Source organism: Streptomyces sp. NPDC046900, assembly GCF_040644975.1.
GTDB lineage: Bacteria > Actinomycetota > Actinomycetes > Streptomycetales > Streptomycetaceae > Streptomyces.
This window is the reverse complement of record NZ_JBEYXD010000033.1, coordinates 52,898-67,652: the sequence shown is the minus strand read 5'-3', so window position 1 is coordinate 67,652 and position 14,755 is coordinate 52,898. Positions and strand designations below refer to the sequence as shown.

Annotated in this window: 12 protein-coding genes; 2 read left to right on the top strand and 10 right to left on the bottom strand. The window is 70.3% G+C overall.

Annotation, left to right across the window (positions count from 1 at the left end; translation table 11 throughout):
- Positions 1-254 precede the first annotated feature (254 nt).
- Positions 255-1,847 (top strand): FadD7 family fatty acid--CoA ligase, encoded by a 1,593-nt coding sequence (locus tag ABZ904_RS27840; protein WP_361001714.1) that lies wholly within the window; start codon positions 255-257, stop codon positions 1,845-1,847.
- A 316-nt stretch (positions 1,848-2,163) separates the two neighbouring features.
- Here ABZ904_RS27840 and ABZ904_RS27835 read toward each other — a convergent pair whose 3' ends face one another.
- From ABZ904_RS27835 to ABZ904_RS27810, 6 genes are all read right to left on the bottom strand, one after another.
- The gene (locus tag ABZ904_RS27835; protein WP_359411234.1) at positions 2,164-3,099 is read right to left on the bottom strand and encodes a LysR family transcriptional regulator; all 936 of its coding nucleotides are present in this window, start codon (positions 3,097-3,099) and stop codon (positions 2,164-2,166) included.
- Positions 3,100-3,336: 237 nt separating this feature from the next.
- Positions 3,337-4,350, bottom strand: a complete 1,014-nt coding sequence (locus ABZ904_RS27830) for a 2-dehydropantoate 2-reductase (RefSeq protein ID WP_361001717.1) — start codon at positions 4,348-4,350, stop codon at positions 3,337-3,339.
- A 242-nt stretch (positions 4,351-4,592) separates the two neighbouring features.
- On the bottom strand, positions 4,593-4,805 hold the full coding sequence (locus ABZ904_RS27825; RefSeq protein ID WP_359407485.1) for a formate dehydrogenase subunit delta: 213 nt from the start codon (positions 4,803-4,805) through the stop codon (positions 4,593-4,595).
- A gap of 1 nt (position 4,806) precedes the next feature.
- The gene (gene fdhF, locus ABZ904_RS27820) at positions 4,807-7,626 is read right to left on the bottom strand and encodes a formate dehydrogenase subunit alpha (RefSeq protein WP_361001721.1); all 2,820 of its coding nucleotides are present in this window, start codon (positions 7,624-7,626) and stop codon (positions 4,807-4,809) included.
- Positions 7,623-9,236, bottom strand: a complete 1,614-nt coding sequence (locus tag ABZ904_RS27815) for an NADH-quinone oxidoreductase subunit NuoF (protein WP_359407491.1) — start codon at positions 9,234-9,236, stop codon at positions 7,623-7,625. The genes fdhF and ABZ904_RS27815 overlap by 4 nt, the downstream gene beginning before the upstream one ends.
- Positions 9,233-9,712 carry a formate dehydrogenase subunit gamma gene (locus ABZ904_RS27810; RefSeq protein ID WP_359407494.1) on the bottom strand — a complete coding sequence of 160 codons (480 nt, stop codon included), beginning with the start codon at positions 9,710-9,712 and terminating at the stop codon, positions 9,233-9,235. Before ABZ904_RS27810 ends, ABZ904_RS27815 begins: the two co-directional genes overlap by 4 nt.
- 289 nt (positions 9,713-10,001) lie before the next feature.
- On the opposite strand from ABZ904_RS27810, the gene ABZ904_RS27805 reads away from it, so the two are divergent.
- Positions 10,002-10,691 carry a GntR family transcriptional regulator gene (locus ABZ904_RS27805; protein WP_359407497.1) on the top strand — a complete coding sequence of 230 codons (690 nt, stop codon included), beginning with the start codon at positions 10,002-10,004 and terminating at the stop codon, positions 10,689-10,691.
- An 85-nt stretch (positions 10,692-10,776) separates the two neighbouring features.
- Here ABZ904_RS27805 and ABZ904_RS27800 read toward each other — a convergent pair whose 3' ends face one another.
- The 4 genes from ABZ904_RS27800 to ABZ904_RS27785 form a co-directional block, all read right to left on the bottom strand.
- Positions 10,777-11,571, bottom strand: a complete 795-nt coding sequence (locus ABZ904_RS27800) for an acyl-CoA dehydrogenase family protein (protein ID WP_361001725.1) — start codon at positions 11,569-11,571, stop codon at positions 10,777-10,779.
- A 136-nt stretch (positions 11,572-11,707) separates the two neighbouring features.
- The gene (locus tag ABZ904_RS27795) at positions 11,708-12,259 is read right to left on the bottom strand and encodes a carbonic anhydrase (protein ID WP_361001728.1); all 552 of its coding nucleotides are present in this window, start codon (positions 12,257-12,259) and stop codon (positions 11,708-11,710) included.
- Between the two features lie 195 nt (positions 12,260-12,454).
- The gene (locus ABZ904_RS27790; protein ID WP_359407536.1) at positions 12,455-13,255 is read right to left on the bottom strand and encodes a thioesterase family protein; all 801 of its coding nucleotides are present in this window, start codon (positions 13,253-13,255) and stop codon (positions 12,455-12,457) included.
- 100 nt (positions 13,256-13,355) lie between these two features.
- Positions 13,356-14,471, bottom strand: a complete 1,116-nt coding sequence (locus tag ABZ904_RS27785) for an extracellular solute-binding protein (RefSeq protein ID WP_361826070.1) — start codon at positions 14,469-14,471, stop codon at positions 13,356-13,358.
- Positions 14,472-14,755: the final 284 nt, after the last annotated feature.

Genomic DNA, 14,755 nt, shown 5'->3' with positions numbered 1-14,755 from the left:
CCTTGGGGCAAGTCGTGCTGCTGCGGCTTCTGTTCTCACCTTCCGCAGCGCGCATCGCCGCGTCCAAGACCCATCGGCGACCAGCCGATAAACAGCATCTATCGAGCCCTGGTCGGAGCGGGCCGCACGGCCCTTCAACACCCTTGATAAACGGCTGCTATCGGGCGTTCGCAAGCGCGTATTGGACGGGTGCTGTTCGCCACCGCAGGCTCGCAGAGGACTGCTTCATCGGAAGGCGCACGAGGAGGTGGGTCATGGCCGTTCCGGCCGCGGCATCGGTGCGCAACGCGGACCGGTACCGGCCCCCGGCGATCGCGGGCCTGAGCGATGTCCTCGACCGGCACGTACGCGACCGTCCGCACGCCGGGGCCCTCGTCGTCACCGGAGACCGGGTGCCGCTGTCCTACCGCGCCCTGTCCACCCTGGTCGACGACGTGGCGGCCCGGCTCGGCCGCACGGGGCTCGACCGCGGCGACGCGGTGGGACTGATCTGCGCCAACACCGCCGAGTTCGTGGTCGCATTGCTGGGTGCGGCGCGTGCCGGGCTGGTGGTCGCGCCCATGGATCCCGCCCTGCCCGCGTCTCAGTTGTCCGCGCGGCTGGAGGCGCTGGGCGCGCAGGCGGTCCTCGCCGGTCCCCCGGCGGCCGGCGCCGGGCCGGCCGAACCGGTCCGGGTCCCGGTCTGGCCCCTGCGGGTCGAGGTGTCGCGTGCCGGTACGGCGGCGGCCCTCCTGGACACCGGCGTCCGCACCGTACGGCGTGTCCGTGGCGCGGCACACGAACTCCGCGCCCATGACGCCCTCGTGCTGTTCACCCCCGGCACCACCGACCGGGCCAAGATGGTCCCGCTCACACACACCAACGTGGCCGCCTCCGTGCGGGGCATCTGCGCCGCCTACGAGCTGGGTCCCGGCGACGCGACGGTCGCGGTGATGCCGTTCTTCCACGGTCACGGGCTGTTCGCGGCGCTCCTGGCGACACTCGCCAGCGGAGGGTGCGTACTGCTGCCGGAGCGGGGCCGGTTCTCGGCCCGGACGTTCTGGGCCGACCTGCGGGCCGCGACCGCCACCTGGTTCACCGCGGTCCCCGCCGTCCACGAGATCCTGCTGGACAGCTCCGCGATCGAGTTCCCCGGGCCGCGGGTCCCGCCACTGAGGTTCGTACGCAGTTCCAGTGCCCCGCTCAACACGGCCACGCAGCGGGCCCTTGAGCGTACGCTCGGCGCTCCGCTGCTGTCCGCATACGGGATGACCGAGGCCACGCACCAGGCAGCGAGTGAGCCGCTGCACCAGCGGGGTCCCCTGAAGCAGGGGTCGGTCGGTGGCCCGACCGGAGTGGAGCTTCGTGTCGTGGACGCGAGGGGGCGTACCTGTCCCGTCGGTGTGGAGGGCGAGGTGTGGGTGCAGGGACTCACCGTCGCGCGTGGCTACCTCGCCGACCCGGCCGAGACCGCGCGCAGTTTCACCGACGGCTGGTTCCGCACCGGAGACCTCGGCACGCTGGACGAGGACGGCCACCTGCACCTCCGCGGGCGCATCAAGAACCTCATCGACCGCGGAGGCGAGAAGGTCTCGCCCGAGCGCGTCGAGGACATCCTCGCCGGATGCCCCGGAGTCGCCGAGGCGGCCGTGTTCGCCGTGCCGGACGCGGCCTACGGCCAGCGCGTGGGTGCCGCCGTCGTCGTACACGAGGGCGAGGGCGTCGGGGCCGAGGAGATCCTTCAGTACTGCCGGGACCGGCTGACCGCCTTCGAGGTACCCGACCGGATCGAGGTCGTCGCCGCGCTGCCGCACACGGCCCAGGGGGCACTCGACCGGCGGGCGGTGGAGGCCCGGTACGCGCGATGACGGCCGGGCTTGTGTCCGACAGGGGCTTGCCTCACGGGGGCTTCCGTCTCCACACCGGGCTTCCGCCACACGGGGCTTCCGTCTCACAACGGGCTTCCGCCACACGGGGCTTCCGTCTCACAACGGGCTTCCGCCACACGGGGCTTCCGTCTCCACACCGGCCTTCCGTCACACGGGCCTTGCCTCGCACGCACGGCTCTCGCCACACGGGGCTTGCGCCACGTGCAGCGCTTCCGCTCACCCCGCCGGCTGCTCAGGTGACGGCTGCTCCCCGCTCACCGCCGCACACGTCGCCAGGTGCCCCCGGGCGGCCGTGTCACCGCACCACCCTGTGCTCGGTGGGCAGCGGCTGGTCGAAGAAGTCGTCGAGCGACAGGCTCGTCGCCGCGTTGACGAAGGCCCGGGCGGCGACCGAACCGGGGGTCGCCGCGTGGATGGCCACCGAGACCTGGGCCCTGGCGTCGGGGTCGACCAGGCGCACCGCCCTGGTCCTGCCGATGACCGGCATCGCCCGCAGCCATGAGTGCGGCACGATGCTCGCCCACTCGCCGCCACCCACGTGTGCGTAGAGGGAGGCGATCGAGTCCGTCTCCACCTGGGGGGTGACCACGACCCCCTTGTCCGCGAACACGCTGTCGATGAGCTCGCGGATCCGGTGGTCCGGCGTCAGCAGCGCGAGCGGGAGCTGGGCCGCCTCCGTCCATGTCATGGTGCTGGTCTGGGAGATCACATGGTCGCCCGAGACGAGGAGCATGTACCTCTCCTCGTACAGCGGCATCACCTGGAGGTTCTCTCGGTCGCCGGGGGCGAAGTGGGCTATCGCGGCGTCCAGTTCGAACTCGCGCAGCTGGCGCAGGAGCTCCTTTGTCGACAGCCGGGAGCGGACCTGCACCTTGGCCAGCGGATGGGCCGCGCAGAAGGCGGCCACGGGCAGCGCCAGCGTCGTCGACGCCGTGGGCTCCGTGCCCAGCCGCAGCGTGCCGGTGATGCCCGACTGGACCGCCGCCACCTCGGCCTTGAAGGCGTCCTGCTCGGCGAGGATCCGTTTGGCCCACACGACGAGCCGCTCACCCTCCGGGGTCAGGCCCTGGTAGTTGTGGCCCCGGTTGATCAGCGTGACGTTCAGCTCCCGCTCGAGCTTGGCGATGGCCGCAGAGAGCGCGGGTTGCGAGACGTAGCAGGCCTCGGCCGCGCGGGCGAAGTGCCTCTCCCTGGCCACCGCCACGAAGTACTCCAGCTGGCGGAACAGCATGAACGACTCCTCTCTGCCCGGGGCCGCGCCCGGCCTCCGGCGGAGTCACAGGGCCGCCCGCACCGGCCGGCACCTGGGACGGGAAGATCATCCCTGAGCCGGCCGAAGACGGACAAGATGCCGTGTGATCAGCCCGGCACACGAGCGCGGCACCCCGTGTCTTCTGGTGCGCCCCTGTCCCGTAGCCGTTGCGGCGGGCACGGCTGTACCGCACCGGTGCTGCCGCAACGGTCCGCGCTAGGCCGAGGCCGGCTTCGGGGCGCTGCCGCCGCTTCCCGGGCCGGCCGCCCCGCACCGCGCGAGGAGGTCGGTGGCGGCGTGGATCGCACGCAGCGTGGGTGCCTCGGCGCCGGAGATGTCGGCCATCTCCACCACCGCGGTCACGATGGCGTCGAGTTCGAGCTGCTTGCCGGCCTCCAGGTCCTGGAGCATCGAGGTCTTGTGGTCCCCCACTCCCTCCGCGCCGCGCAGCCGCTTCTCGATCGAGATGGCCGGGCGGCTGCCGACCCGGGCCGCGATGTCGAGGGTCTCCTCCATGAGTTGGGCGACCAGCCGACGAGTGAGGGGGTGCCGGCAGATCTCCGCCATTGTCGCCCGGGTGAGCGCGCTGATCGGATTGAACGCCACGTTGCCCATCAGCTTGATCCAGATGTCGTCGCGGAGATTCGACTCCACGGGGCACTTCAGTCCGCCCGCGACCATGGCTTCGCTCAGCGCCGTGCACCGTTCGGAGACCTCTCCCGACGGCTCACCGATGGAGAAGCGCGTGCCCTCCAAGTGCCGGATGACGCCGGGGGACTCGATGACCGTGGCGGGGTAGACGACGCAGCCGATGGCCCGTTCCGGCGGCAGCACCTTGCTGGTGGCGCCGCCCGGGTCGACCGCCTCGATCTTCAGTCCTTCGTAGGGGCCCGCCAGTTTGTGGAAGTACCACCACGGGATGCCGTTCTGCCCTGCCACCACCGCGGTCCGGTCGCCGAGCAGCGGGGCGACCAGCGGTCCGCTGGACGGGTAGGAGTGCGCCTTCAGCCCCAGGAACACATAGTCCACGGGGCCGATCTCGGCCGGGTCGTCCGTGGCGTGCGGCCGCGCCACGAAGTCCCCCCGGGGGCTGCGCACGTGGACTCCGTGTGCGCGCATGGCCCGCAGGTGCTCGCCCCGGGCGATCAGGTGGACCTCAGCGCCACCCCGGTGCAGTGCCGCTCCGACGTAGGCGCCTATCGCGCCGGCTCCGAGGACTGCGATTTTCACGGTGACTCCTCCTGAAAGGGACAGCGTAGATGAATACTGTATGCAGTATCCTCGCAAGGTGTACAGGCTCCGCGCACCGCGTCCTCAACCCGGCGTCGGGGAAGGGACGAACGCCTGCGACCGGGGCAACCAGGCGTGCCGCGGGGCGAGTCCGGGCATGCCGAAGGGCCTCCCGGCCCCGGTGACAGAGGCAGACGCAGGCCTCGTCATCCGGGCGCGGAAGGCACCTTCGGGGGCGCGGGTCAGCGCATGAGCCGGACCGCGGCGACCACCAGGGGGTCCAGTCCGTCCGCTCCGGTGTCGACGTACTCGAAGAGCCGGGTGCGCATCCGCGGGTCCCAGAACCTGTCCATGTGTCCCGCGACCGCCTCGACGGCCCGGTCCTTCGGCAGGTGTGCGAGGTTCGCGGCGATGTCGTTCGCCATCCGGCGTTCCGGTGGCACGGTGGCGGTCATCTCAGTCCACCACCGTCAGCACGCCGTCCTCGACCGCTTCCGTGTCGTCGCCGCGCCGGAGCGGATGCGCGAGCCCGACCTGTACGGCGGTCACCTTGTACTCGGGGCAGTTGGTCGCCCAGTCGGAGTTCTCCGTGGTCACCACGTTGGCACCGGTCACGGGGTGATGGAACGTCGTGTACACCACCCCGGTCGGCATACGGTCGGAGATCTCCGCGCGCAAGGTGGTCTGCCCGACCCGGCTGGCCAGCGTCACCAGGTCACCGTCCGAGATGCCGCGTACCTCGGCGTCGTGAGGGTGCAACTCCAGGATGTCCTCGGGGTGCCAGGCCACGTTGCCGGTACGGCGCGTCTGGGCGCCGACGTTGTACTGGCTGAGGATGCGTCCGGTGGTGAGCACCAACGGGAAGCGCCGGGTACTGCGTTCGTTCGTCGGCACATAGGCGGTCACCACGAACCTGCCCTTGCCGCGCACGAACTCGTCCACGTGCATGACCGGCGTGCCTTCCGGTGCCGACTCGTTGCACGGCCACTGGATGCTGCCGAGCTTGTCCAGCAGCGCGAAGGAGACACCGGCGAAGGTCGGTGTGACCGCGGCGATCTCGTCCATGATCTGGCCGGGATGGTCGTAGGACATCGGATAGCCCATGGCGGTGGCGATCTCGCACACGATCTGCCACTCGTGCTTGCCCGACTTCGGCTTCATCACCGCGCGCACCCGGTTGATCCGGCGTTCGGCGTTGGTGAACGTGCCGTCCTTCTCGAGGAAGGACGCGCCGGGCAGGAAGACGTGCGCGAACTTGGCGGTCTCGTTGAGGAACAGGTCCTGTACGACCACCAGTTCCATCGCCTCGAGCGCGGCGGTGACGTGCTTGAGGTTCGGGTCGGACTGGGCGATGTCCTCGCCGTGCACGAACAGACCGCGGAAGCTTCCGTCGATCGCCGCGTCGAACATGTTGGGGATCCTCAGCCCGGGCTCGGCGAGGATGGTGCCGCCCCACAGGTTCTCGAACACAGTGCGCACCGCGTCGTCGGAGACGTGCCGGTAGCCGGGCAGCTCGTGCGGGAACGAGCCCATGTCGCAGGAGCCCTGCACGTTGTTCTGGCCGCGCAGCGGGTTCACGCCCACGCCGTCCCGGCCGAGGTTGCCGCAGGCCATCGCCAGGTTGGCCATGCCCATCACCATGGTCGAGCCCTGGCTGTGCTCGGTGACACCGAGGCCGTAGTAGATGGCTCCGTTGGGCGCCTCGGCGTACAGCCTGGCCGCGGCCCGCAGCTCCTCGGCCGGCACACCGGTGAGCGCCTCGGTCGCCTCCGGACTGTTCTCGGGGCGGGCGACGAACTCCGCCCACTCGTCGAAACCTTCGCACCGCTGCTCCACGAAGGACCGGTCGACCAGGCCCTCGGTGACCACGACGTGCGCCATGGCGTTGACCACCGCGACATTGGTGCTCGGCCGCAGCTGGAGATGGTGCGTGGCCTCGATGTGCGGCGAGCGGACCAGGTCGATACGGCGAGGGTCGACCACGATCAGCTTCGCGCCCTCACGCAGCCGGCGCTTCATCCGCGACGCGAACACCGGGTGCCCGTCCGTGGGATTCGCCCCGATCACCATGATCACGTCGGCCTGCGCCACCGAACGGAAGTCCTGCGTGCCCGCCGACTCGCCGAAGGTCTGCTTGAGGCCGTATCCCGTCGGGGAGTGGCAGACGCGGGCGCAGGTGTCCACGTTGTTGTTGCCGAAGGCCGCGCGCACCATCTTCTGGACGACGTAGACCTCTTCGTTGGTGCACCTGGACGAGGAGATGGCACCGATCGAACCCGACCCGTACCTTTCCTGGATCTCGCGCATCCGCCGGGCGACCGTACCGATGGCCTCGTCCCACTCGACCTCACGCCATGGATCGGTGATCTTGTCGCGGACCATGGGCCTGAGCTTCCGGTCGGGGTGCGTCGCGTAACCGAAGGCGAACCGGCCCTTCACACAGGAGTGGCCCTCGTTCGCCCCGCCGTCCTTGTACGGCACCATCCGCACCAGCTCGTCGCCGCGCAGTTCGGCCTTGAACGAGCAGCCGACGCCGCAGTACGCGCAGGTGGTCACCACCGACCGGGTCGGCATGCCGAGTTCCACCACCGAACGCTCCTGGAGCGTCGAGGTCGGGCAGGCCTGCACGCACGCCCCGCAGGAGACGCACTCGGAGTCCATGAACGTCTCCCCGGCGCCCGGGGAGACCTTGGAGTCGAAGCCGCGACCCTCGATGGTCAGCGCGAACGTGCCCTGCACCTCGCCGCAGGCGCGTACGCAGCGGGAGCAGACGATGCACTTGGACGCGTCGAAGTCGAAGTACGGGTTGGACGTGTCCTTCTCGGCGTCGAGGTGATTGGCGCCCTCGTAGCCGTACCGGACCTGCCGCAGCCCGACGACGCCCGCCATGTCCTGCAGTTCGCAGTCGCCGTTCGCCGGGCAGGTGAGGCAGTCCAGGGGGTGGTCGGAGATGTAGAGCTCCATGACGCCCTGGCGGAGCTTCTCCACCTTCGGGGTCTGGGTGCGCACCTTCATGCCGTCGGCCACCGGTGTGGTGCAGGACGCCGGGGTGCCGCGACGGCCGTCGATCTCCACCACGCACAGCCGGCAGGAGCCGAACGGCTCGAGGCTGTCGGTGGCACACAGTTTGGGTATCTCGACGCCGGCCAGCGCGGCGGCCCGCATCACCGACGTGCCCTCGGGGACGGTGACCGGCAGTCCGTCCACCTCCACCGACACCGTCGCCTCGCCGGGCCGGTCCGGAGTACCGAAGTCGGGTTCCTTGAGAAGTGTCATGCCGTGCCCTCCGTCCTCGCGCCAGTCGCGTGCTGGGGCTGGTTCTCCCGGCCGGGGGTGCGCGCGAGGAAGTCGTCCGGGAAATGCGCGATGGCGCTGCGCACGGGCATCGGCGTCAGCCCGCCCATGGCGCACAGGGAGCCATCGGTCATCAGGTCGCACAGGTCCTCGAGCAACGCCAGGTTCTCGTCCCGGTGCTGCCCGGCCACGATCTTGTCGATCACTTCGACACCGCGTACCGAACCGACCCGGCAGGGTGTGCACTTGCCGCAGGACTCCTCGGCGCAGAACTCCATGGCGAAGCGCGCCTGGGCGGCCATGTCGACGGTGTCGTCGAAGACGACGATGCCGCCGTGGCCGACCATCGCACCGGCCGCGGCGAAGGCCTCGTAGTCCATGGGCAGGTCGAACATCGAGGTCGGCAGATAGGCGCCGAGCGGCCCGCCGACCTGCACCGTGCGCACGGGCCGTCCGGAGAAGGTGCCGCCGCCGTAGTCCTCCACGAGTTCGCGCAGCGTGACGCCGAACGCGGTCTCCACGATGCCGCCGTGCGCGACGTTGCCGCCCAGCTGGAACACCTGGGTGCCGCGCGACCGTTCGACGCCGAGGTCCTGGTAGGCCTTCGCCCCGTGGGCGAGCACGGTCGGCACGGTGGCCAGGGTGAGGACGTTGTTCACCACGGTCGGCTTGCCGAACAGGCCCTGGATCGCGGGGATCGGCGGCTTCGAGCGGACCGTGCCCCGCTTGCCCTCCAGGCTCTCCAGCATGGAGGTCTCCTCGCCGCAGATGTACGCGCCGGCGCCGACGCGGACGTGCAGGTCGAAGTCGAGCGCCGAGCCGAGGATTCCCTTGCCGAGCCAGCCGTGCTCGCGCGCGATCCCGATCGCCGAGCGCATCGTGGCCACCGCGTCGGGATACTCCGAGCGGATGTAGAGGTATCCCTCGCTCGCGCCCACCGCGTGCGCGGCGATCGTCATGCCCTCGATGAGCATGAACGGGTCGCCCTCCATGACCATGCGGTCGGCGAAGGTCCCGCTGTCGCCCTCGTCGGCGTTGCAGCAGACGAACTTCAGCTCGTCCGCGCACTCCAGGACGGTCTTCCATTTGATGCCCGCGGGGAATCCCGCGCCGCCCCGGCCCCGCAACCCCGACTCGGTGACCTCGGCGACCACGTCATCGGGCCTGCGCCCCAGAGCCGTGCGCAGCCCCCTCAGCCCGCCGTGCGCAAGGTAGTCCTCTGCCGACAAGGGGTCGGTCACGCCGACTCTGGCGAAGGTGACGCGGGTCTGGCGGGCCAGCCAGGGCAGTTCGCCCACGACACCGAGCCGCAGCGGATGGTCGGCCCCGTCGAGCAGGCCGGCGGCCAGGAGGTCCTCCACGTCCGAGGGGGCCACCGGTCCGTAGCCGATCCGCCCCTGCGGGGTGACCACCTCGATCAGCGGCTCCAGCCACAGCATGCCGCGCGATCCGTTGCGCACCACGTCGATGTCGAAGTCTCCGCGGGCGGTCGCGCGTTGCAGGGCGTCCGCGACCTCGTCCGCGCCGACGGAGCGGGCGGCCGAGTCGCGGGGGACGTAGACCTTGGCCGTGGAGTGCGATGCGTCGTTCATGAGGAGACCGCCTCGTTGAGGATCGCGCCCAGCCGGGCCTTGCCGACGCGCCCGTGCAGCCGTCCGTTCACCTCTACGGACGGCCCGAGGGCGCAGTTGCCGAGGCAGAAGACCTGCTCGACGGTCACCGACCCGTCCGCCGACGTCTCCCCGAGGGACAGCCCGGCCTCCCGGGCGTAGTCCTCGAGTTCGCCGGCGCCCAGGGCCTGGCACGCCTCGGCACGGCAGATCCGTACGGTCGTGCGCCCGGCGGGCTCGCGGCGGAAGTCGTGGTAGAAGGTCACCACTCCGTGGACGTCGGCCCGGGAGAGGTTGAGCTCGTCGGCGAGCACCGGAATCGCCTCTTGCGGCACATGGCCCAACTCGGCCTGTACGGCGTGCAGTACGGGGAGCAGCGAGCCTCGCTGATCCCGGTGACCGGCCACCACCCTGCGGACCACGTCCTCGATCGTCACGTCACTCCCGCGAATCGTCATGATCGCTGCGCCTCCTCGTCCGACCATACCCCATACAGGTTTCTGTATACAGAAGCTCCGCAGCGGAAAATATGTAGATGCCCGGGTCGTTGCCCGACTTCGACAAATGGACACAAAACCAGCCGACGGCGGCCCGAGTGACCAGACCCGCATGCCATCGCCACAGGTCAGCGGCACACGCCATCTTGCATACCAAAACCTGTATGCTGAGAAAGCCGCCAACGATCATTCCAGCGCCACCACAGGCACAGCCGTCCGACGCACCGGTGGACGGCAGAACGGGGGTCCCATGCGCGAGGCTCTGACAGCCGCGGCGACCCGCCGCGTGGCTCGCCCGGCTCCGCTGCGCCAGGCGGTCTACGACGCCCTGACCGAACTGATCATCAACGGTTCGCTCAAGCCGGGACAGCATCTCGTCGAGGCCGAACTCGCCGAACACCTCGGCGTCAGCCGCCAGCCCGTTCGCGAAGCCCTTCAGCGCCTGCAGACCAGCGGCTGGGTCGATCTGCGCCCCGCGCAGGGCGCCTTCGTCCACTCCCCCACCCCTGAAGAAGCCACCGAGCTCCTCAGCGTCCGCTCGGTGCTGGAGACCCACTCCGCCGAACTCGCCGCCCAGCACGCGAAGCCCAAGGACGTCGAGCAGCTCTGGGCACTGCAGCAGGCCGGCGTCGACGCCCTCGCCGAGGACGACGTCGAACGGCTCGTCGCGGCCAACACCGCCCTGCACGCCCACATCACCTCCGTAGCCGGCAACTCCGTGCTCACCGAGTTGATCGCGCAGGTCGGCCAGAAGGTGCGGTGGTACTACACCCCCATCGCCAAGCCCCGCGGCAAGGACGCGTGGAACGAGCACGCCCAGCTCATCCAGGCCATCGCCGACGGCGATCCCGACCGCGCCTGCCAGATCATGCGGCAGCACACCCGCCGTACCGTCGCCGAGTACCGGAACGCGATCGCCGCGGAGACGGACCAGAGCTGACGGGCCGCCAGACGGACGGCTTCCACCCACCCGCGTCCCGCCGAGCGGCCCGGTCCCGGCCGGTCGACAAGTCGGCGTCCCTGCGTCAGGCAAGAGAATCCGTGGCGAGACGAGCGGGCCCGAAGGAGCTGCCGACCGCCACCGGGCCGGTGACTGCGGCGCCCACGGCGGTCTGCAACTCGAGCAGCCACGGCTCGACGATGTCCTGCACGATGTCGAACCCTTCGCCGTCCGGCCCGAGCATCGCATCGGCGGGGATCAGCACCGGGTCGGCGAAGACGGTGGAGGTCCCGCTGCCGTACGGGCCCGCCCCGACCGGACGCGCCGGGACGAACAGGTCGGCGGCGTGCGCGGGGACCACCCACAGGGTCAGCCCGTCCCGCGCGGCGAGCGGCCGTGAGGACCAGATGTAGCTGTCCGCCTCTCCGGCCGCGACCACGTCGTGCTTGCGGGCGCGCAGGGCGACCACGCCACCGGAGCGGGTCGCGGAGGCGTCAGGGGCTCCCGACTGAAGCCGCGTTCGGCGACCTTCGGCCGCGGGCTCGTCCAGAGCGAGGCTGCTGAGGTGGCGCCCGGCGGCGATCTCGCCTCGGAGCCAGCGACTGCCGTACGCCTCGACGACGGCGGCGGCCGCGTAGTGGGACCGGAGCACGGTGGCGGTCGCCGGACAGGCGCGGGCCACCCGCGTCACCACGTCGGCGGCGTCCGCGAGCCCACGCCCACCGCCCCCGAGGTCGGTGGAGACGGTGAGTCCCAGAAGTCCCGCCTGCCCCAGGGCCGTCAGCGAACTGCGCGGGAACCTGCCCTGCGCCCGGACCCTCTCGGCGGAGGGGGCGATGACGGCGTCCAGGAGACGGGAGAGAGTGCTGCGATACGACACGGGGACCCCCTCTGGGAGAAGATTGCATACAGTATGCCGAAGTGTGCTGTGGATGCACCAGAGGGGAACCGGAGCTATTTGTTCGTGGCCTCTCGCGCAGCTCGTGGGCGAGAGGCCCGGCACAGCTGACGCCTGATCAGGACCGTGCGCCGACCTCCCGCAGCGCTCCGGTCTTCACGTCGAAGACGAAGCCGCGTACGTCGTCCGTGTGCAGCAGGAACGGCGACGTGCGCACCCGCTGCATCGACTGCCGTATGTCCTGGTCGACGTCGCGGAAGGCCTCGACCGCCCAGGCGGGCCGCTGGCCGACCTCCATCTCCAGGTCGTGCCGGAAATCCTCGGTCAGGGACTCGAGGCCGCAGCCGGTGTGGTGGATCAGGACGACACTGCGGGTGCCGAGCGCCCGCTGACTGATCGTGAGGGAACGGATCGTGTCGTCGGTGACGACGCCGCCCGCGTTGCGGATGGTGTGGCAGTCGCCCAGTTCGAGGCCGAGCGCGGCGTGCAGATCGAGCCGGGCGTCCATGCAGGCCACCACGGCGACGCCGAGGACCGGCCGGGCACCCATGCCCGGGTCGGCGAATCCGGCGGCGTAGCCCTTATTGGACCGCACGAGGCGGTCGATGACCGTCTCGTCGCCGGCGGGGCCGGTGGTGGGCTGGGCGGGACGGGATGCTGGTACGAGCATGCTGGCCACCTCAATCCGCTGCGAAATCCGAAGAACCGCTGACCGCCGGGGAGGCGGTCGTGTGTATACGGTATTCAGTAGCCAGTGTTTCGCCAACAGTGATGCAGGCGCTGTGTGGGCGCGCCGACAGTGGTGCGCCCACACAGCGCCCGCCTGGCCGGGACGCGCGCGACCCCAAGCCGCGGGCCGCGTTCCTCAGCCCCGGCTGCCGACGAACAGGCTCTGCACGCTGCGGCCGATCGGACCGCGTTCGTCATGGAGTGCGGCTTCGGCCATGCCTATCCCGTCCTCATCGATGCTGGTGCGGGCGTCGAGACAGACCCATTCGCCGATGGGGTGGCGGTGCAGGTGGACTGTCAGGTCGGGGTTGATGAACACCTGCGACGCGAAGTCGAGCACGTTGCTCAGCCCGTTGCCGGAGTCCGCCGCCACCAGGACGCGGTCCAGCGGCGTGATCGCCTCCCCCGCCACCAACGGGACCCGCATACGCATCCAGCAGGTCGCCGGCCCGAGCGCGAGGAAGGAACCCGCCGCGAACCGCGTCTCCATGGCCGTGTGGTAGCCGATGTCCCACGGCACCGGGAAGAACGCCTCGGGACTGGACTCCTCAGGGGCGCGGACGACAGGAACGTCCTTCGTCGGGGTCACGGAACCGGGAGCGGTCCGGATGCGCAGTGCCCTCGCCCGCATCACCTCGTCCCCGCCGTCCGGGGTCAGGGACGCCTCGACCAGTTCCACGCTCCGGCCCTCCCTGAGGACCCGCGTGGTCACCGACAGCGGGCGCAAGGGCACCGGCCGCAGGATCTCGAAGGTGATCCGGGCCAGGCGCATGTCTTCGCGGGACCCGGGGCGGGACTGGACAGCCCTCCCGAGCAGTGCGGCGGGCGGCCCCGCGTGCTGGCTGTGCTCGTCCCAGGGGCCCCGGGCGCACGCGGTGGGGACGAAGCGATCCTCCGCCACCCGTTCGAAGAATGCCTCGACGTCACTGACGGGCATGGCCACGGCTTCCCTTCCTTCCGGCAGGCGAGGCCGTCATGTTACCCGTCGGTACTGTGCAGGTCCCGGCGGCGGGACCTCTGCTCCACAACTGCGCGTCTCAGCTCCTGACGGCCCGCTCCCACTGCTGGAGGACCGTCTGCTGCGACTTCTCCAGCTGCGCGTCCGTGGGGAACTGCGGCGTCCCCTCGACCGTCGGCAGCCTCGCGGCGGCGGCCGTGTCCAGGGTGCCGCTGCGCCGCATGGCGTCCATCAGCACGGGGCGGGCGTATCCGGCGAGCCGGAGATTCTGGCCTTCGGTGCTGAAGAGGTACTCCAGCCACAGCCGGGCGGCCGCGGGGTGCGGGGCGTCCTTGTTGATCGCCTCCGCGTAGTACAGGGCGAAGGTGGCGTCCAAGGGGATCGAGACCCGCCAGTCGATGCCCTTGTCCCGGAACTGATCGGCGTAACCGAGGTTGAGGAAGTCCCATCCGACACCGATGGGCGTCCGACGCGTCTCGACCCCGGTCGACGTGGCCTCGGCGGGGTTGAAGTTGCCCCTCTTGTGGAGGTCGCCGAAGAAGTCGACACCTGGCTCGATGTCGCCGAACGACCCCTTGTTCGCGAGGGCGGCCGCATAGACGTCGGCGAAGCCGGAACCGGCCCGGGTGGGATCGCCGGAGAGCGCGACCTTGCCCCTGTACTCGGGCTTCACCAGATCGGCGAAGGTACGGGGGCACGTCCGGATCCGGTTGGCGTCGCAGCCGATGGAGACGTAGCCCCCGTAGTTGTTGGTCCAGCGGGCCTGCGGGTCCTTCTGGTTGGCGGGGATCGAGTCGTACGCGGCGACCTTGTACCGCGCGAGCAGGTTGTCCCTCGCTGCCGCCCGCGCGAAGGTGTCCCCCAAGTCCAGCACGTCCGGGGCGTCCGGCCGGCCCTTGGACTTCTTCATCGCGTCGATCTCGTCCTGGCTGTGGCCCTCCGGAATGGCGACCGTGACCCTGATTCCGTACTTCTTCTCGAAACCGTCGATCAGACCGCCGTTGTTGGCCCAGTTCCGGGCAAGGGTGATCCCGTTGAGCGCGCCCTCGCGCTTCGCGGCGGCGACCAGCGCGTTCATGCCTCCCATGTCCGCGGCGGAGGTGGCCGCCGACGGCTTCCTCGGCACGGCGTGCGGAGGGCCACCGCAGGCACTCAGGCCCAGGGCCACGAGCGCGAGACCACCGATGACGGCCACTGCTCGAACAGAACGTGCGGCCACGACAGCTGGAGCAGTGGCGGGGTCGTGAGACCGATCGGTTATCGGTGCGGGGTCCACGTCCATGGGGCGTTCTCTCCGGTGTCCCCCCGGCATCTCTGCAGGTCAGTGTTAGTGGACGGACACGGAAGGAGGAGCGGAGGGCCTCAATTCCTGACTCCTTCCTAACGCGGTCCTGACGTAGTCCTTATGCAGGCCCGAGCGCACAGAGGAGCAGAAGGAGAAGCACTCCTACGTGGACGGGGTGGCGATGCAGGCCGCTC